Consider the following 18380-nt stretch of genomic DNA (forward strand, 5'->3'; position numbering starts at 1 on the left):
TTACTTTTGCGGGCTGAAAATTTAAAATTTGCCATTAATAAAATTTGTAATATAAATTTAATCTCAAATTTTATAAAATCCTCGAAATTTTAAAATTTTGGGGCAAATTTTGACAAAACTTATCATCGTTACATTTATTTGGGCGTTTAGCTTTTCGCTAATCGGCGAGTTTTTGCGCGGGATTGATAGCGCGTATTTGGCGCTTTCGCGCGTGGCTTTGGCGTTTGTGTGCTTCGTGCCGTTTATGAAATTCAAAGGTGTAAATTTGCGTCTAGCAGGGCAAATTTGCGCGATTGGCGCAGTGCAAATCGGCATAATGTATATTTTTTATTACAAAAGTTTTGCGTATCTCAAAGTCTATGAAGTGGCGCTTTTTACGATATTTACGCCGTTTTATGTAACGCTGATATATGACGCGTTTGCTAGGCGTTTTCGCTCGCTTTATCTACTTAGCGTCTCATTTGCGGTTTTGGGGGCGTTTGTGATTAAATTTAATGGCATAAATTCTGAGTTTTTAACTGGATTTTTGCTGATTCAAGGGGCGAATTTGTGCTTTGGCGCAGGTCAGAGCGCGTATAAATATCTGTGCGAAAGCAAGGGCCTTGGCGAGCAAAAAGAGCTTTTTGGCTATTTTTTCCTAGGCGCGGTGATTGCGTGCGCGCTTGTGGCGGCGCTTTTTGGAAACGCAGCGAAATTTAATCCAAACGCAGAGCAGGTCGCAATCATAATTTTTATGGGCGTGGTAAGCTCTGCGCTTTGCTATTTTTTATGGAACAAAGGTGCTTGCGAAGTCGATGCTGGCGTGCTTGCGATTATGAATAACGCTCTAATCCCAGCTGCGATTATCGTAAATTTAGCCCTTTGGCATAAAGACGCCGAGCTTGGTAAATTCCTAATCGGTAGCGTAATAATCGCTTTTTCACTAATCCTACACAAAAAAATAATGAAATTTTACGCAAAAGCCTAAATTTGGTTAGTTTTGATTAGCTTTTGTAAAATTTAGAGATAGAATTTGTAATTAAAATTTCGCAAAATTTCATTAGGTTTAAATTTGTTCGCTAAAATTGCGGATTTGAATTTAAAAAAAAGTTGGAGAAGATGAAAAAAATAGTCAAAATTTTAGTTATTTTAGCCCTGATTTTGGGCGGATATTTCGCGTATAAAAAATTTGGCGCAAAAGATGAAGCCCCAAAAATCCTAACCACAAAAATGCAAAAAGGCAATATTCGTGGCACCGTGACAGCCACTGGCGAGGTTTATGCGCAAGAATTAGTCGATGTGGGTGCGCAAGTAGGCGGTCAAATCAAAAAGCTCTATGTCAAAGTCGGCGATGTGGTCAAGGCTGGCGATATGATAGCCCAAATCGACTCAGTTACCCAAGAAAACAATATCGCCAAGGAAAAGGCGCAGTTAAATATCTATGAGGCAAATTTGGTTTCAGCCAAAATAGCTAGCGATAATGCCCAGATCCAATACAACCGCGAGCTTAAACTCTACAAAGCAAACGCGACCTCAAAAGAAGCCCTAGAAAACGCCAAAAACAATTTCGCTGCAAAAGAGGCAGCCAAAAAGCAGATCGAAGCGCAAATCGAGCAGACCAAACTATCTTTAAGCACAGCTGAGACAAATTTAGGCTACACCAAAATCACAGCCCCTACTAGCGGGACAATTGTATCGGTGCCGGTAGAAGAGGGCAAAACCGTAAATGCCAACCAAACCACGCCAACAATCGCAAAAATCGCGGATTTAAGCAAAATGGAGATAAAAATGGAAGTCGCCGAGGGCGATATTTCTAAAATTAGTGTTGGCACGCCAGTAGAATATTATATACTTTCGAATTTAAACGATGTGCGCCAAGCTCATGTCTCTCACATAGACCCAGGCCTTACTACGCTAAGTGATGGTAGCTATGACAAGGCTAGCACGAGTGCGAGCTCATCAAAAAGCGCTGTTTATTTTTATGTCAAATCCTCAATCGATAATAGAGATAATTACCTAAAAATCGGCATGACGACAGAGTGTGAAATCATTGTAAATCACGCAGAAGATACAAACTATCTGCCAACTTCTGTGATTAAACGCGATGAAAAAGGCGATTATGTCATGGTAAAAAGGGGTTTTGGCTCAGAGAAAACCTATATCAAAAAGGGTATTAGCGATGATTTAAATACCGAAATTTTGGGTGGTTTGAGCGATGATGATGAGATTATCATCGCAGATGGTTCAAACGCCAATCAAATCGGCGATGGCAGAGGCGGACGCGCTCCTAGAATGAGATTTTAAAATTTAAAATTTAGCCATGATAAAGTTAGAAAATATAAATAAAAAATTCAAACTCGGCGACGATGAGGTTCATATCCTAAAAGATATAAATTTGCATATAAAAGCCGGCGAATTCGTATCAATCATCGGTCAAAGTGGTAGTGGAAAATCCACGCTGATGAATATCATCGGCTGTATCGATACCCCAACTAGCGGAAGCTATAAAATCGACGATAAAGAGGTTGCTAAGCTTAGTTCAGATGAGCTTGCAAGCCTTAGAAGCAAGAAATTTGGCTTTGTTTTTCAAAAATACAATCTCATCGCCTCAATCGACGCTACCGAAAATGTCGCCCTACCAGCCGTGTATGCAGGTGTGCCATCTCATGCTAGGATTAAGCGCGCAATAGAGCTTTTAGAAGGTTTAGAGCTAGGCGACCGCACGAAAAATTTGCCAAACAAGCTCTCAGGCGGACAGCAGCAGCGCGTCTCTATCGCAAGAGCTCTCATAAATGGTGGCGAGATAATCCTGGCCGATGAGCCAACAGGCGCACTTGATAGCAAATCTGGCGTCATGGTAATGGAGATTTTAAAAAAACTCCACGAAGAAGGTCATACCATAATCGTCGTAACCCACGATAGCAATGTTGCCTCAATCGCTGATAGGATTGTCGAGATCAAAGACGGCCAAATTTTAAGCGATAATGTCAAAATGGGGCGCACCTTTGATTTGCATAAAGAAAAGCTAGAAAAAGAAAACTCGCTTTTTTCTGCCAAAGATCAATTTATAGAGAGCTTTAAAATGTCAGTCAGCGCGATATTTTCACATAAGTTGCGCTCGATTTTGACAATGCTTGGAATTATAATCGGAATTGCCTCTGTTATCTGCGTCGTTGCCCTAGGAAACGGCTCGGAGGAGAGGATTTTATCAAATATCCGCTCGATTGGCACAAATACTATCAGTGTCTATCCGGGGCGAAATTTCGGCGATATTAGAGCAGGCGGGATAAATACTCTAACCAAAAACGACTCCCTGGCATTAGCGCACCAGCCTTATGTGGATTATTCTACGCCAAACTCACGCACGAGTGGAACGCTAACTTACGCTAGTATGAGTGCGACGGGGCAGGTTTTTGGCGGTGATGTAAATTCGCTCGCAGTCAGTGGAATAGATGTGGTAGAGGGGCGAAATTTCAACGAAGATGATATAAAATACTCAAATTCTGTCATCATCATCGATCAAAACACCAAAAAAACGCTATTTAAAGGCGTGGAACCACTTGGAAATACGATTTTATTCAACGGCAGAGCTTTGCGCATAATCGGCATAGCTGGCGAGGATAAAAACGCCTTTGGCAGTAGCGAGAGTTTGCGCGTGTATGCGCCATATACGACCGTGATTGATAAAATTTCAGGCGATAGGCAGATTAGCTCGATTACGGTCAAAATCAAAGACGATGTCAGCACCGCAATGGCTGAGGAGAGTATCACACAGCTACTAATCCAGCGCCACGGCACGAGGGATTTTCACACGCGAAATTCAGATACGATTAAGCAAACGATAGAGAGCACGACAGGCACGATGAAAATTTTAATCGGCTCAATCGCCTTTATTTCGCTAATCGTGGGCGGAATCGGCGTAATGAATATCATGCTAGTCTCAGTTACCGAGCGCACCAGAGAGATCGGAATCCGCATGGCAATCGGCGCCAAAGAGGGCAATATCTTGCAACAATTCCTAATCGAGGCGATTTTGCTATGTTGGTTCGGCGGAATTTTGGGAATTTTGTTTGCGCTTTTAATTGGATTTGGCTTTAACACCCTAAGTCCTGATTTTTCTATGAAATTTACCATTGCGCCGATAATTGTATCTTTTGTGGCCTCATCGGCTATTGGAATTATTTTTGGATATTTGCCAGCAAGAAGTGCTAGCAAACTAAACCCAATCGACGCATTAGCACAGGAGTAGAGATGAAATTTAATATATTTGTAAGCGCAGTTTTCGTGGCGTTTTTTGGCGGGTGTGCCGCGATAAATAGCAACCTTGATTACGAAGTGCAAGATAGCTTTATAGACGAAAACGAAACCTATGAAATCGCGCAGGATTGGTATAAGGGATACAATCAGCCATATTTAAATGCCCTTGTTGATGAGGCTTTGGCGAAAAACCACGATTTGCGCGCAGCGGCGTTAAATTTAGAGCGCGCGTATGCGAATTTAGGCCTTAGCAAAGAGGATTTATTCCCTACGCTTGGGGCTTCGTGGGGTGCTAGCGCAAACCGCGATATCAGCAGAAGCGATGAGTGGAGCAAGACTTATAGCTCTGGCTTTAATGTCAGCTATGAGCTAGATCTTTTCGGGCGGATTCGCTCGAACATAAATGCTAGCGAGTGGGACGCAAGTGCTAGTGTGTTTGACTTACAAAACGCCCGTTTGACGCTGATAAATTCGGTCGTGAGCGGGTATTTTGAGATGCTTTATCTAAACGACGCGCTAAAATGGACGAAGCAAAATTTAAAAGATTATGCGCAAATTGAGCAGATTGTCAAGGCAAAATACGATTACGGCAGATCCGAGCTCATCGAATACAAGCAGGTGCAAAACAGCATTTTGAATCTAAAAAACCGCGTTTTGGAAATCGAGAAAAATATCGAGGATAACCGCAAATTTATGCGCGATTTAATCTCGCCTGATTTGCAGTTTCGCGCAGATTTGCCAAGCATTGAGAGCGTGAAATTTCTAGGCGCAGACCTTAGTGTGCCTTACACTGCTTTGCATAATCGCCCAGACATTAGAGCTGCGATTTCTAGGCTAAATGCGGCGTTTTATGACCACAGACGCGCAAGGCTAAATTTCTTCCCGCGCGTAAATTTGGGCGCAGGGTTAAATTCAGCTAATACAGATAAATTTAGCGATGGATTTGATTTGAAATTTTTGAGCGGAAATGTCAGCATTAGTCTGCCGTTTTTGGACTATGGACGGCTAAAATCGCAGTTAAGGATAGCTGAGGTGGATTTTTATGCTTACCGAAATTCTTACGAAAAAACCCTAAGCGGCGCAGTAAATGAGACGCTAAATTTGTATAGAATTTACGAAATCAACCGTGCAAGGCTTGCAAATTTAGCCGATACTTACAAAACAGCTAGTGAAATCGAGCGCATTTACCGCGTCAAATACGACGCAGGTGCTAGCGAACTAAAAGATTTTTTGGAGGCTAGATCGAGTGCGATTTCGGCGCGAATAAATCTACTTGCGCAAAGATATGCGAGTATGCAAAATGAAATTTCGATCTACCGCGCTATGGCTGGTAAATTTCGCCAAAAATTTTAAATTTTAAAATTTGTTTAGCATTGAAAAATTTAGTTTTTCAATGCTTTTTAAGTAAAATTTTTGTAAAATCCACACCTTAAATTTTTTAAAAAAGGAAGAATATGAAAAGAACATATCAACCACACAACACCCCTAGAAAGCGCACACACGGCTTTCGTGTAAGAATGAAAACAAAAAATGGACGCAAAGTTATCAACGCAAGACGCGCCAAAGGTAGAGCAAGATTGGCTGCGTAGGTAGTTTCGCTCCGATAAGCGAAAATCAGGTTTTTTCAGAAGTTTATAAAAGTGCTGCGAAATGGCACTGTGATTGCGCTGTCGTGTATTTTATGGACGGCGAGCGCAGGTTTAGTGCGATAGCTAGTAAAAAGATTGGAAATGCGGTTAAGCGAAATCGCACCAAACGCCTGCTAAGAGCGGCGTTTTATAATCAGCAAAATTTATTAAAAGATGGCACTTTTATCATTATCGCAAAAAAACAGATTGAAAACATGAGTTTTAAAGAGATAGAGCGAAGTTTGCGTTGGGCTTTTAAAAAGATAGGTTCGATAAAATGAGAAATTTTTGTGTTTTTTTGATTAAATTTTACAGAGCCTTTATTTCACCTCTTTTACCTGCGAGTTGTCGCTACTATCCCACATGCTCTACTTACGCGCTCTATCAGTTTAAATTTAACCACCCCTTACACGCATTTTTTGCTACATTAATTAGAATTTTAAAGTGCAACCCTTTTTTCAAGGGCGGAATAGATTACCCTATCATCAAGCATAATTTTAAATTTAATTTTTTTTGGGCATGCAAAAACAGTGCTTTGGGCGTAAAACCAAAAATTTGGTTTATACCATATTCAAAAAATCAGTATTATATAATATTTAGGAGATAATCGTGTTAGATCAAATATCCCAACAAAAACGCCTAGGACTAGCTATTTTGCTAGCTTTTTTGTTTTTTGTGGCATACGACCATTTTTATATGTCAAAAGTCAGAGCAGCTATGGAGGCGAACAAAACAGCCACTGCCGCGCAAAGTGCGCAAAGCGTGGCAAAACAAGCCCCAACTAGCGCAAGTGCTAGCATAACTCCAAGCGCAAGCGCAGGTGTGAGCGCGCAAAATCAGTTAGTCAAAATCGTCGGCAAAGAGGCGAATTTTACGATTGATAATTTCGGTCGCATTAGCTCATACACGCTAAATGATAAAAAATTTACAAAAGATGGCGAACCGATAAATTTAATCAGCAAAGATGGCGATTCAAAACCGCTTGAAATCAGATTTGAAGACGCTAATTTAAACGAGTTAGCATTTTCGACGCCATATACTGCCTCTGCTGATAGATTAGATATCACAAACGGCGCAGCTAGCGTGGTTTTGACGCAAAATTTAGGCAATTTTGTCGTTAGTAAAAATTTGAAATTTAACCCAAATGGAAGTTATGAAATCGATATCAAATTTAACCGCCCGACTTCGTATTTTATCACACCTGGCTCTCGTCCTGATGTCGAGGTAGATGGATATACAATCCACGGTATCACAGTGGGCAAAAGCGACGATACAGTCGAGATTTTCGAAGACGGCGATGTGAGCGAAAACGAACGCGTCGAAAACGCTATATTTGTGGCTAGCTCAGATAGATACTACACGAGCCTATTTTTTGGCGAAAATTTAAACACCACGATTACTAGCGCAAACGATATTTCGCAAGCCTTCATTAGAGCAAACGGCGATTTTAAGAGCATTGGCTATATCGGACCGAAGGATTATGTAACCCTAAAAGAGGTAGATCCAAAGCTAACTAATGTCATCGAGTATGGCTGGTTCACCTTCATCGCAAGGCCTATGTTTAAATTTTTGCGCTGGATTTATAGCCATGTAGGCAACTGGGGCTGGGCGATTGTGATACTTACGCTAATTATCCGCGCAGCACTCTTTCCGCTTAGCTACAAGGGTATGTTATCAATGAATAAGCTAAAAGATTTAGCCCCAAAAATGAAAGAGTTGCAAGAAAAATACAAAGGTGATCCGCAAAAATTGCAAATGCATATGATGGAGCTATATCGCAAAAATGGCGCGAACCCAATGGGCGGATGTTTGCCGATACTACTTCAAATTCCGGTATTTTTCGCGATTTACCGCGTGCTTTTAAACGCAATCGAGCTAAAAGGCGCTGAGTGGGCTATGTGGATACACGATCTATCGCTAAAAGATCCATATTATATCTTGCCGATTTTGATGACAGCGCTTATGTTTTTACAGCAAAAAATCACGCCTACTTCATTTACAGACCCAATGCAAGAGAAGGTAATGAAATTCTTACCACTAATGTTTGGTGTGTTTTTCCTAATGTTCCCAGCGGGTCTTACGCTGTATTGGACTGTGAATAATATGTGTTCGATAGTGCAACAATATGTCATAAACAAAATCTTTGCTCGCCAAAAGCAAGCCCAAATTTCGGAGAAAAAACATGAAAATTGAAGCGATAAATTTAACGCAAGCTTACCAAAAAGCAGCAGATGAGTTTGGGTGTTCGATTACTGAGCTAAATATCAGGGTAATTCAACAGCCAAGTAGCGGATTTTTGGGCTTTTTTAAGAAAAACGCCATTATCGAGGTTGTCAAAAAGGGCGAGAAATTTCCACAAAGCGAAAATTTAGGCCAAAAACCAAATGATGAGAAAAAACCGCAAAATTCGCAAAAAACTAGAAGCGCAAATTCGCACAAAGTCCGCAAAGAAAAGCCAAAAGCTACCATAAATGATGAAATTTGCAAAGATATCGAGCAAAAAATCACAAATTTGATTGCGCAAAGCGGATTTAATCTTAGCGTTTGCGAGGTTAAAATTCACGATGAAAACAGCGTCTATATCAAAATCGACGGCGATGATAGCGCGCTTTTAATCGGCAAGGAAGGCCACAGATACAAGGCTTTTTCGTATATGATTTATAACTGGATTAGTATGAAATACAATCTCTCTGTCGTTTTTGAAGTGGCTGAATTTTTGCAAAACCAAAGCAAACATATCGACTCGTATGTGGGTGCATTAAAGGCGAACGCAAACGGCTCAAAAATCGTAACCAAGCCATTTGACGGGGCATTTGTCAAAATCGCTAGCGACAAGATTAAAGAAAGCTTCCCAGATCGCACGATCGGTATCAAATCCACTCGTAACGGCAAAATCATCATAATCGACGAAAAAAATTAATGAATCAAACAATCGCTGCTATCGCCACCGCTCATGGAGTCGGTGGAATATCAATCGTGCGCATAAGTGGGGCAGGCGCCTTGCAAATCGCGCGCGAAATTTCGCATAAAAATGACTTCTTGCCACGCCACGCCACACTAGCGAATTTATACGGCGCAGACGGGGTGAAATTTGGCGAGGCGATTTTTATATATTTCAAAGCCCCGCATAGCTTCACTGGCGAGGATGTCGTGGAGATCCAAACACACGGCGGACTTATTAGCTCGTCTATGGCGCTTGATAGCGTGGTTGCGCTAGGAGCGCGTATCGCTGAGCCTGGGGAGTTTAGCAAAAGGGCGTTTTTAAACGGCAAAATGGATTTAAGCAAGGCTGAGGCGATTAGCGATTTGATACTTTCTCGCTCAGAAAGTGCGGCTAAGATTTTGTCTCGTAACTTGCACGGCGAGCTTGAAGGCTTTGTAAATGACCTGCGCGCTAAGCTTGTCAAAACCCTTGCCTTTGCCGAGGTTTGCATAGATTATGCCGAAGAGGATTTACCACGCGATGTGCTTGAAAATTCGCTAAAAATGCTAAATGAAAACATAGAAAATTTAGAAAAAATCACCCAGATTAGCAAGAGCAGAAAAGGGCTAATCGAGGGCTTTAAAGTCGCAATCGTAGGCAAACCAAATGTGGGCAAAAGCAGTATTTTAAACGCGCTTTTAAACTACGAGCGCGCAATCGTCAGCGATGAGGCTGGCACGACTAGGGATAGAATCGAAGAGAGCCTTAAAATCGGCACTCACCTAATCCGTATCATTGATACAGCAGGCATTAGGCATGGCGAGAGCAAGACCGAAAATATCGGCATTTCATACTCAATCAAGGCGATTGATGAGGCGGATATTATCCTGGCTGTGTTTGATGGCTCTGCAAATTTTAGCGATGAAGATGAAAAAATCGTCCAAATTTTGGAGCAAAAAAGCGATAAAAAAATATTTTATATCTTAAATAAATCTGATTTAGCGCAAAATTTTGCATATAATTTTGCGCAAAAACCGCTTAAAATTTCAGCCAAAAAGGGCGTCGATGAGATTTTAAAAGAGCTTGAAATTTACCTAAATTCGCAGAATTTCGACGGACTTATGCTAAGTAATACTCGCCAAATCAATGCTTGCCAAAACGCACTAAACGCCCTAAAAAGCGCGCGCGAAAAGCTAAACGAGGCTGAGCTTGAAATTTTTGCTTATGAAATGAATCGCGCCATAGAGCAGATTTCATCGATTTCTAGGCCCTTTGAGAGGGACGAAATTTTAGATGAAATGTTTGGAAATTTTTGCCTAGGAAAGTGATTTTATATCTTATTTAGCCAAAATTTACTATAATCACCCCTTTTAATAAGGGTGAAAATGAGAGAAAAATTTGAATATTTCATAGTCGTAATTTTAATAAAATTAGCCAAAATTCTACCGACAAATTTCTTATATTTTTTCTTTGATTTCTTGGCGAAATTTGCCTTTTTTGCGCTAAAATCACGCGCAAAAATCGCTATAAAAAACCTTAGCCTTGCCTACCCACAAAAATCAGCTGGCGAGATTAAATCCCTAGCGCGCGAAAATTTCCGCTCCGTAGCCAAAACCCTGACCCAAACCCTGCTTTTTTACCACGAAAGGCTTGATTTTAGCGCACTTATTGCTAACAAAGACGAGGCACTAGAAAAGGTAAAAGTGCTAAAAGGTGATAGCAAAAACGGCATTTTGTTTTTCACGGCGCATTTTGGAAACTGGGAAGTTTTAGCCCATTTTTACGGCGCCAACGGCTTTCCTGTGGCAGTTGTGGGGCGCAGGGGAAATAACGAACTCATCGAAGATCGCCTAGTTACGCCGTTTCGCAAAAAATACGGCAACGAGCTAATCTACAAAGATGACGCCATGCGCGGGCTTGTCGAGCGTCTAAGAGCGGGCAAAAATGTAGGAATCCTGCCAGATCAAAAGTCGGGCGGAAAAAACAGCCTAAAAACCACATTTTTTGGGCGTGAGTGTTACACCACAAAGACGATTGCATCGCTGTATTTGAAATTTAACCCAGTCCTAATCCCCGTTTTCGCGCGTCGCATGAGTGATGGTCGCTACGAAATCGTCATCAAAGATTTCACCCCGCCAAGCGCGGATTTGGATAAATCACAGGCCGAGCAGTTCATAACCCAGCAGTGTAACGATATCTTCGAAGAGGTCGTGCGAAGCGCACCCGAGCAGTGGTTTTGGATGCATAATCGCTGGAAAGTTGATTGATGAGAGCGCTTATCTTTACCGACGGGCGCAAGGGGCATGAGAGCCAAAGCGTGGCGTTTTGTGAGTTAAAAGGCTTGGAATTTGAGCTTTGCAAAGTTAGCTATAAAAACAAAATTTTAAAAATTCTCTCATATTTTTTGGATTTTTTGGGGCTGAAATTTAAAATTTTCGAGTGCGAAAACAAAAAATTTGCGAATTTTGACATTTTTGTGGGAGCTGGGTCGGCGACATACTATGCGCTGAAATACTGCGCCGCGAAATTTGGCAAAAAAAGCGTCGCGCTAATGTATCCAAAAGGCTATAAAAAGGACTTTTCGCTCATTTTCGCAAACGCTCACGACACCACGCAAACTGCGCCAAATATGGTGATTTTGCCGACAAATTTAAACCTTAGCAAACCAGCAAATTTCTACGCTCCCAAAAAACATGCCATTGCATTTGTCATCGGTGGGCCAAACGCTTCGTTTGATATGAATAACGAAATTTGCGAGATTGTGGAGAAAATCAAGGCAAAATTTCCGCTTCACGAATACGCTCTGACTACTAGCCCACGCACCCCGCGCGATATCGAGGCGCAGTTTGAATGCGAGAATTTCGATTTTAGCGTGATTTATAGCAAAAATCAGATTAATCCAATCGGCGATTTTTTGGAGGGTTGCGAGTGGATTTTTATCACGCAAGATTCTGTTTCGATGATAAGCGAGGCTGTGTGCAATGGTCGCGCAAATGTCGCTGTTTTGGCGCTTCCGCGCAAAAATTCGCACAATAAATTTGACGATTTTATCGCAAATTTGGCGCAAAATGAGTGTTTGCGAATTTACGCTAAAAACGGCGAGTTAAAACCGACAAAAAAGATAAATTTAAGCCAAATTTTGCAAGGAATTAGCCTATGAGAGTGGTGCAAATACTGCCCGAACTTAACGAAGGCGGCGTCGAGCGCGGTGTGGTCGAGCTCACGCGCGAATTTGCTAAATTTGGCGTAGAGAGCGTGGTGATTAGTAACGGCGGAAAGCTAGTAAGCGAGCTAGAAAAAAACGGCGTGCGCCACATAAAATTCGATGTTTGCTCCAAAAATATATTCACAGCATTTTCTCGCGCTAGTGCGCTTAAAGAAATTTTGCGCGAGATTGCCCCAGATATCGTGCATGTGCGCTCTCGCGTGCCTGCATGGCTAGTGAAATTCGCCAAAAGGGGGCTAAATTTTGGGCTAGTTAGCACCGTGCATGGGCTAAATTCTGTGAATTTTTACAGCAAAATCATGGTAAAAGCCGATAAAATCATCTGTGTCAGCAACGCTACGAAGGATTATGTAGTGCGAAATTTCGGCGCAGATGTCAGCAAAATCAGGGTGATTCCGCGCGGAATTGATTTGGAAAAATTTAATCCTAGCAATTTAGACGCCGAATTTATGGCGAAATTTCGCGCCGAATTTGGGCTAAAAGATAGCGATTTCATCGTCGCAAGTGTCGGTCGTATAACGCAACTTAAAGACTATGAAACGCTCATAAAAGCGGGGCAAATTTTAAAGCAAAGCTTTGGTGAGGGGCTAAAAATTTTAATCGTGGGCGGTGTGAGAGATGATAAAAAAGAGTATTTTTTGGGGCTACAAAATTTAGCGCGTGAGTTAAATTTGGCGCAAAGTGTGATTTTTACTGGTTCTCAAAGCAAAATCCCTGAGATTTACGCGCTAAGCAATGTAGTCGTGAGTGCGTCGAAAAAACCTGAGAGTTTCGGGCGAAGCGTGGCTGAGGCGATCGCGCTAAATGCGCCTGTGGTGGCCTCTAATCATGGTGGCGTGCTAGATATAATCAAATCTGGCGAAAATGGCGAGTTTTTTGCCGTGGGCGATGAGAGGGAGCTAGCCGTGGCGGTAGAGCGCGCGAAGGATTATAAATTTGACGGATACGGCTATATAGCGGAGAATTTCAGCCTAGCGCAAATGGTGGAGAAAACTATGAGTGTGTATAAGGAGATGGTGTGAGTAAAATTTTGGATTTTATCAGATTAAATCCTTGGCAAAGTGCGCTAAAATTCGGGCTTATAATTTGGCTTTGTTCGATTGCATTTGAAAATAGCGTGTATCAAATTTCGACGATTTATATAATAGTTTTGGCGATTTTGCATGTTGTAATTTACAAAAATTTCAGCGTTTTAATCGCAAATTTAAAAGAAGTCAAGCTTTTTTCGTTTTTTGTCTTTTTAATCATTGTTTCTATGGTTATCGCAAATCTCCTAAACCCCGAGCTTTTGACAAAAAAATCGTGGCGAAATATCATTATTTTTGTCACTAGATATGGTTTTGTTTTTATCGCATTGGCTTATTTTTATAAGTTGAAATTTTTCTCCAAAAAAGAGATTATTTTATATTTATTGCTTGGAACATCGATTTTATTGGTATCGGCGATTTATCAAGCGATAAATAATCCAGACTTAATCCTAAGCAAAAAGGTAAATAATATCAAAAAAACAGGTCTAACTGGGCTTTTGGATAATCGCAACAGGCTAGGGCTTATGATGGGTATAGGGGCTGTGTTTAGCCTGATTTTTACAAAATACAAGCCAAAGTTTGGCATAGTTTTGTTTTTATTGCATATTAGCGTTTTGGTTTTTACATATTCGCGTTCGTCGTGGGTCGGCGTGAGTGCGGCTATGCTTTTGTGGGTGGCTTTAAATTTGAGAAAAAATATAAAATTTATACTTTTAGTTTTGATTTTATTTAGTCTTATTGTTTTGGGGATTTATTTTTATTTTGACGCCGTTGCGATTAGGTTTAATCATCTTTTAAAAGGTGTGAGTAGCCACAGAGACATTATCTGGGAATATACGATTACTCAAATCCAAAACAATCCTATTTTTGGGCATGGTGTGCAAACTTGGATTAGCCTAGAAAAACCAAAAAAACTTACGCAATTTGTCATGGTGCATAATGCTGAGCTTGAAATTTTGCTTTTCTCTGGAATTTTTGGTCTTCTAGCATGGCTTGGGGTGCTGTTTTGCGCTATCAAAGAGATATTTAGAAGTAAAAATTTTATCTATTTTTGTGCTTTGGCATATTTTTGCATTGTAATTCAATTTGATTTTAGTCTGTTTGATACAAAAAGGCTGATGAGCTATCTAAGTTTATTTGCGTTTTTGATTTTTGCTGATAAATTTACACAAAAGGCCGGTGCGTGAAAATAGCCTATTTTTCGTGCTCTACAATCTATGGCGGCGTAGAAAAAATCGTTTGCGATAGCATAAATGAGCTATGCCAAAACGATGAAGTGCTTTTAATCGTGCCAAACGGGTGTTTGTATAAAGATAAAATTTCGCCAAAAGTTAGAATTTACGAGTATAAAAACTATGATAAAAGGTGGAATTTACTTTTATATTTTGAAATTTTAAAAGTATTGAAAAAATTTGGCGCCCAGATTTTACACACTCACGGCGCAAAAGCTTCACAAATGGGTTTTTTGCTGAATAAATTTATGGATTTTGTGCAAGTTGCTACAAAGCATAATGTGCGAAAGGGCAAAATTTTTAATAAAATTTCAAATGTCATTTCGGTATCAAAGAGCGTAGCCCAAACTATAAATCACAAAAGTGAAGTTATATATTTTGGTATTAAACAAAGGCAAATTTCACGAAATTTAGACGATAAATTTAGCATTATTGCGGTTGGAAGACTAGATTTTATCAAAGGTTTTGATGAGTTGATAAAATCTGTTAGCAAGCTTGATTTTGACTTTGTTTTGCAAATTGTCGGCGAGGGAAAAGAGAGAAAAAATTTGCAAAATTTAATAAATTCTTTAAATTTGCAAAGCAAAGTGGTGCTCCTCGGATTTAAAGACGATGTCGCGCAAAGGCTAGCAAATTCGCACCTACAAATCATATCATCTCGTAGCGAGGGGCTTTCGATTAGTTTAATTGAAGGGATTTTTTATGCTAATGTTTTACTTGGCACCAAAGTGGGTGGAATTAGTGAAATTTTAGATGAGGAATTTTTTATCGATTATGAAAATATGAGCGCAAAAATTAGTAAAATTTACAAAAATTACGATATATACTCACAAAAATTTAGCGAAAAACACAAAGAGATAAAAAATAGTCTGAAATTTGAAAATTATATATCCACTCTAAAAAATTATTACGAAAACTGCCTAAAATAGGCAATTTATACGCTAAACCCCAAGCTAAAATCACTCAATGCTCTTGTTTGCTCTAAAAGCTCATTTTGGCTCATATTTTTTGGGTGTTTTTCGCTTTTGTGTGAGGTTTGTAGCGCTTCTCGCATTTTTTGCATATATTCATCATATGTGCAAATCAGCCTTGCTGGATTTCCGCCGACAACCGAATTTGGGGCTACATTTTTTGTGATTACGCTTCCGGCTGCGATTATGACCTTATCGCCGATTTTTGTGCGTGGTAAAATAATGCTTCCATAACCGATAAAAACATCGCTTCCTATCTCGACTTTGCCGATTTTAGAGTAGCCAAGAGCTTTTTTTGTGCTCGCATCGTGGGCTAAAATCGTGGCATTTGTTATGGTGACATTATCGCCGATACTGATGAGATGACCGAACGCCTCATCGATGCAAGAGTTGATAATATGGACATTACTGCCCATTTTTATATTTTTGTATGTGGGTTTGCCTTTTAGCTTTTTTATCAAATTTTTAAACATAAATTTTCCTTAAATTTTTTGCCTATTATATAGAAAAAATAATTAAATTTAACGAAGTATAAAGCGGTAATATGAGATAATCGCAGGATTTAAAATTTAGGAAATGGTTTGAAAATCTTACACGCTCTTAATTGGATAAAATTTGCAGGAACAGAAAACGCTTGTGTCCAGCTATGCAACGAATTAGTTAAAGAACACGAAATTTATCTAATGAGCGATAAAAATATTTTAAAATACATAGACAAAAATGTAAAATTAATAGAGATAAATTTTAAAAAAAACAGATACAACCCCATTTTTTTGCATAAAATTGCTAAAATTTTAGATGAAATTAGCCCGGATATCATACACGCTCACAATGCAAAAGTGATAGAGATTATCTATAATGCTAGATTTTTTATGAAAAAGAAAATTCCGCTGATTGCTACAAAACACACTTTGGAATTCAAAAAAAATTATAAATTAGCTGATTTGTGCGTGGCTGTGTTAGATGAGACAAAAAAGATTTTACCGCCAAATTCTATAATTATCGAAAATGGAATTTTGTATAAAAAGCCAGAAAAGATTAAAAAACTAGATAAATTTCACATCATCAGCTCTGGCAGATTAAGCGCTATTAAGCAAATGGATGTGGTCATCAAAGCGCTTAGTTTGGTAAAATTTGACTTTGTGTGCGAGATATTTGGTCAGGGCGAGAAGCAAGGTGAGCTAGAAAGGCTAATTAGTGAGCTAAAACTTGATAAAAAGGTCTTTTTGCGCGGTTTCGTGGATAATATAAATGATCATTTAGCAAGCTGTGATTTGCAAATCATCGCTTCGAAATTCGAAGCTTACGGACTTGTGGCGATTGATGGGGTTTATTATTCGCCGCTTATGATTTCAACGAATACTGGCATTTGTGAGCGAATTTTGCCTAGTGAGTTAAAATTTAGCGCCACGCCAGAAAATTTAGCTCACAAACTAGATGAAATCCACGCAAACTACGATAAATTCGTGCAAATTTTCGCCCCTATCAAAGCCAAAAAAGACGAATTTAGCGTAGCAAAAATGGCGCAAAAATACATAAATGCGTATGAAAATTTGATAAAGGATTTTAAAAAATGATATATTTTTTCTCAATTTTAGCCGTGGCGATTATAGCCTTTTCGTGCAGGTATAACTGGTGGCGGATCCCGCAGGGCTGGGATAAGGCGCGCGTGCTGATGTATCACTCCATAAGCGAGCATAAGGGTGATAAATTTGATAAATGGCGCGTTCGCCCAGCTGATTTTGAAGCCCAAATCGCGTGGCTAGCCAAAAACGGCTTTACTACTTTCACGCTTAGCGAGTTAGCAAATTTAGCCCAAATCCCGCCAAAATCGGTCTGTATTACCTTCGATGACGGATTTATGGATAACTACACAAACGCCTTTGAAATTTTGAAAAAATATAATTTCAAAGCCACGATTTTTGTGGTCGCAGGTGCTACGCAAAATGATTGGGAGCGCGGAAATACCGAGCATTTAAGCCAAATTTTAACTAGCGATGAGATAAATTTAATGTACCGCTCAAATTTAATCGAGTTTGGCTCGCACACGCTAAGCCACGCGAATTTAGAGCGTTTGTGGGCGAGCGAGCCCGAAAAAGCGCGAGATGAAATCGAAAAATCCAAAAAAGAGTTAGAGAAAATCACCGGGCGCGAGTGTAGGGTTTTCGCCTATCCTTACGGCAAATTTAACGATGAAATTTTGTCATTTACTAGGAGTGTGGGATACTGCGCCGCAGTCGTGGTAAAGCGCGGACTTTACGAAGCGGGGAACGATAAATTCGCCATAAAGCGAATTGGCATTTTGGGGACGGAGAGTTTTTTTGATTTTTGGCTGAAATTCACACGCATAAGGAATAAACTATGATAAATGCAAGTGTCTATGCAATCGTGCAAAATGAAGAAAAACATATCGAACGAATGCTAAAAAGTGTCGCGGATTTCGCTGAAATCATCATCGTCGATAGCGGCAGCACCGATAAGACGCTAGAAATCGCGCAAAAATACGGCGCGAAAATCCACCACCACGACTGGCAAGGCGAGGGCGTGCAAAAAAACTACGCTTTTTCGCTCTGCTCTCACGAGTGGGTGCTAAACCTTGACGGCGATGAGGAAGTAAGCGCTGAGCTAAAAGCTGAAATTTGCGAGTTTATGGAACAGAGCGAATTCGACGGGCTTGATATTAAATTTCACGAATTTTACATGGGCGGAATCGTCGATGATAGAGTGCGCAAAAACACCCATATCAGATTTTTTCGCAAAAGCTCTGGCGAATACCGAAATTTGGGCGTTCATGCGCAAGTTAGCATAAATGGCAAAGTGCGAGGCTCGCGCGGCGTGATTTATCATTTCAGCGATAAACCAATCAAAGAGTTAGTGAGCAAAAACAACAACTATTCGAGCCTGCGCGCACAGCAAAAATTTGAAAAAGGCAAAAAACCGAGCCTAGCCAAACTGCTTTTTATCTTTCCGCTTGTCTTTTTCAAATCGTATTTTTTAAGGCGAAGTTTTTTTGACGGCAAAAAAGGCTTCATAATCGCCGTTATAAACGCATTTTACGCATTTATGAAAGAAGCAAAACTTTATGAATTGTGGCTTAATAAAAAAGGAAATTAAGCAAAATTTAGCTATCATAAAA

General features: G+C 40.1%; 18 protein-coding genes and 1 pseudogene. 18 read left to right on the forward strand and 1 reads right to left on the reverse strand.

The window, feature by feature from the left end:
* The first annotated feature begins 109 nt into the window (after positions 1-109).
* From OFN67_RS00660 to OFN67_RS00730, 15 genes are all read left to right on the forward strand, one after another.
* Entirely contained in the window at positions 110-967 is an 858-nt protein-coding gene (locus OFN67_RS00660) for an EamA family transporter (RefSeq protein WP_270868319.1), read from the forward strand.
* Positions 968-1098: 131 nt separating this feature from the next.
* On the forward strand, positions 1099-2283 hold the full coding sequence (locus OFN67_RS00665; protein WP_270873916.1) for an efflux RND transporter periplasmic adaptor subunit: 1185 nt from the start codon (positions 1099-1101) through the stop codon (positions 2281-2283).
* Positions 2284-2299: 16 nt separating this feature from the next.
* Complete coding sequence (locus tag OFN67_RS00670) at positions 2300-4228, forward strand: MacB family efflux pump subunit (protein ID WP_270859071.1); 1929 nt, start codon at positions 2300-2302, stop codon at positions 4226-4228.
* A 2-nt stretch (positions 4229-4230) separates the two neighbouring features.
* Positions 4231-5589, forward strand: a complete 1359-nt coding sequence (locus OFN67_RS00675) for a TolC family protein (RefSeq protein ID WP_270873917.1) — start codon at positions 4231-4233, stop codon at positions 5587-5589.
* A 101-nt stretch (positions 5590-5690) separates the two neighbouring features.
* On the forward strand, positions 5691-5825 hold the full coding sequence (rpmH, locus tag OFN67_RS00680) for a 50S ribosomal protein L34 (RefSeq protein WP_270859069.1): 135 nt from the start codon (positions 5691-5693) through the stop codon (positions 5823-5825).
* Between the two features lie 14 nt (positions 5826-5839).
* Positions 5840-6145 (forward strand): ribonuclease P protein component, encoded by a 306-nt coding sequence (gene rnpA, locus OFN67_RS00685; RefSeq protein ID WP_270859218.1) that lies wholly within the window; start codon positions 5840-5842, stop codon positions 6143-6145.
* A complete protein-coding gene (yidD, locus tag OFN67_RS00690) occupies positions 6142-6471 on the forward strand; it encodes a membrane protein insertion efficiency factor YidD (protein WP_270868315.1) in 330 nt (109 codons plus the stop codon). Before rnpA ends, yidD begins: the two co-directional genes overlap by 4 nt.
* A 2-nt stretch (positions 6472-6473) precedes the next feature.
* Entirely contained in the window at positions 6474-8057 is a 1584-nt protein-coding gene (gene yidC, locus OFN67_RS00695) for a membrane protein insertase YidC (protein ID WP_443101021.1), read from the forward strand.
* On the forward strand, positions 8047-8784 hold the full coding sequence (locus tag OFN67_RS00700; protein ID WP_270868314.1) for a Jag N-terminal domain-containing protein: 738 nt from the start codon (positions 8047-8049) through the stop codon (positions 8782-8784). Before yidC ends, OFN67_RS00700 begins: the two co-directional genes overlap by 11 nt.
* Positions 8784-10115, forward strand: coding sequence for a tRNA uridine-5-carboxymethylaminomethyl(34) synthesis GTPase MnmE (gene mnmE, locus OFN67_RS00705; protein WP_270868313.1), 1332 nt, complete (start codon positions 8784-8786; stop codon positions 10113-10115). The genes OFN67_RS00700 and mnmE overlap by 1 nt, the downstream gene beginning before the upstream one ends.
* A gap of 57 nt (positions 10116-10172) precedes the next feature.
* Positions 10173-11054, forward strand: a complete 882-nt coding sequence (locus OFN67_RS00710; protein WP_270868312.1) for a lysophospholipid acyltransferase family protein — start codon at positions 10173-10175, stop codon at positions 11052-11054.
* Positions 11054-11947 carry an ELM1/GtrOC1 family putative glycosyltransferase gene (locus OFN67_RS00715; RefSeq protein ID WP_270868311.1) on the forward strand — a complete coding sequence of 298 codons (894 nt, stop codon included), beginning with the start codon at positions 11054-11056 and terminating at the stop codon, positions 11945-11947. Before OFN67_RS00710 ends, OFN67_RS00715 begins: the two co-directional genes overlap by 1 nt.
* A complete protein-coding gene (locus OFN67_RS00720) occupies positions 11944-13035 on the forward strand; it encodes a glycosyltransferase family 4 protein (protein WP_270868310.1) in 1092 nt (363 codons plus the stop codon). The genes OFN67_RS00715 and OFN67_RS00720 overlap by 4 nt, the downstream gene beginning before the upstream one ends.
* On the forward strand, positions 13032-14228 hold the full coding sequence (locus tag OFN67_RS00725; RefSeq protein WP_270868309.1) for an O-antigen ligase family protein: 1197 nt from the start codon (positions 13032-13034) through the stop codon (positions 14226-14228). Before OFN67_RS00720 ends, OFN67_RS00725 begins: the two co-directional genes overlap by 4 nt.
* Positions 14225-15202: a glycosyltransferase gene (locus OFN67_RS00730; protein WP_270868308.1), complete on the forward strand. Its 978-nt coding sequence runs from the start codon at positions 14225-14227 to the stop codon at positions 15200-15202. Before OFN67_RS00725 ends, OFN67_RS00730 begins: the two co-directional genes overlap by 4 nt.
* A 152-nt stretch (positions 15203-15354) precedes the next feature.
* Here the strand turns inward: OFN67_RS00730 and OFN67_RS08050 are convergent.
* Positions 15355-15513, reverse strand: a pseudogene (locus tag OFN67_RS08050) (DapH/DapD/GlmU-related protein); the annotation flags it as partial.
* Positions 15514-15825: 312 nt separating this feature from the next.
* Here OFN67_RS08050 and OFN67_RS00740 point away from each other — a divergent pair.
* The 3 genes from OFN67_RS00740 to OFN67_RS00750 are packed head-to-tail and all read left to right on the forward strand — an operon-like array spanning position 15826 to position 18358.
* The gene (locus OFN67_RS00740) at positions 15826-16821 is read left to right on the forward strand and encodes a glycosyltransferase (RefSeq protein WP_270868306.1); all 996 of its coding nucleotides are present in this window, start codon (positions 15826-15828) and stop codon (positions 16819-16821) included.
* On the forward strand, positions 16818-17609 hold the full coding sequence (locus OFN67_RS00745; RefSeq protein ID WP_270868305.1) for a polysaccharide deacetylase family protein: 792 nt from the start codon (positions 16818-16820) through the stop codon (positions 17607-17609). Before OFN67_RS00740 ends, OFN67_RS00745 begins: the two co-directional genes overlap by 4 nt.
* Positions 17606-18358: a glycosyltransferase family 2 protein gene (locus tag OFN67_RS00750; protein WP_270868304.1), complete on the forward strand. Its 753-nt coding sequence runs from the start codon at positions 17606-17608 to the stop codon at positions 18356-18358. The genes OFN67_RS00745 and OFN67_RS00750 overlap by 4 nt, the downstream gene beginning before the upstream one ends.
* Positions 18359-18380 lie beyond the last annotated feature (22 nt).

This window comes from Campylobacter sp. JMF_11 EL3 (assembly GCF_027736965.1).
Classification (GTDB): domain Bacteria; phylum Campylobacterota; class Campylobacteria; order Campylobacterales; family Campylobacteraceae; genus Campylobacter_B.

Excerpts from the sequence above, each read along its gene's own strand:
- OFN67_RS00665 (WP_270873916.1), top strand. The coding sequence starts at position 1,099 with ATGAAAAAAATAGTCAAAATTTTAGTTATTTTAGCCCTGATTTTGGGC.
- OFN67_RS00670 (WP_270859071.1), top strand. The coding sequence starts at position 2,300 with ATGATAAAGTTAGAAAATATAAATAAAAAATTCAAACTCGGCGACGAT.
- OFN67_RS00675 (WP_270873917.1), top strand. The coding sequence starts at position 4,231 with ATGAAATTTAATATATTTGTAAGCGCAGTTTTCGTGGCGTTTTTTGGC.
- rpmH (WP_270859069.1), top strand. The coding sequence starts at position 5,691 with ATGAAAAGAACATATCAACCACACAACACCCCTAGAAAGCGCACACAC.
- yidD (WP_270868315.1), top strand. The coding sequence starts at position 6,142 with ATGAGAAATTTTTGTGTTTTTTTGATTAAATTTTACAGAGCCTTTATT.
- OFN67_RS00700 (WP_270868314.1), top strand. The coding sequence starts at position 8,047 with ATGAAAATTGAAGCGATAAATTTAACGCAAGCTTACCAAAAAGCAGCA.
- mnmE (WP_270868313.1), top strand. The coding sequence starts at position 8,784 with ATGAATCAAACAATCGCTGCTATCGCCACCGCTCATGGAGTCGGTGGA.
- OFN67_RS00710 (WP_270868312.1), top strand. The coding sequence starts at position 10,173 with ATGAGAGAAAAATTTGAATATTTCATAGTCGTAATTTTAATAAAATTA.
- OFN67_RS00715 (WP_270868311.1), top strand. The coding sequence starts at position 11,054 with ATGAGAGCGCTTATCTTTACCGACGGGCGCAAGGGGCATGAGAGCCAA.
- OFN67_RS00720 (WP_270868310.1), top strand. The coding sequence starts at position 11,944 with ATGAGAGTGGTGCAAATACTGCCCGAACTTAACGAAGGCGGCGTCGAG.
- OFN67_RS00745 (WP_270868305.1), top strand. The coding sequence starts at position 16,818 with ATGATATATTTTTTCTCAATTTTAGCCGTGGCGATTATAGCCTTTTCG.
- OFN67_RS00750 (WP_270868304.1), top strand. The coding sequence starts at position 17,606 with ATGATAAATGCAAGTGTCTATGCAATCGTGCAAAATGAAGAAAAACAT.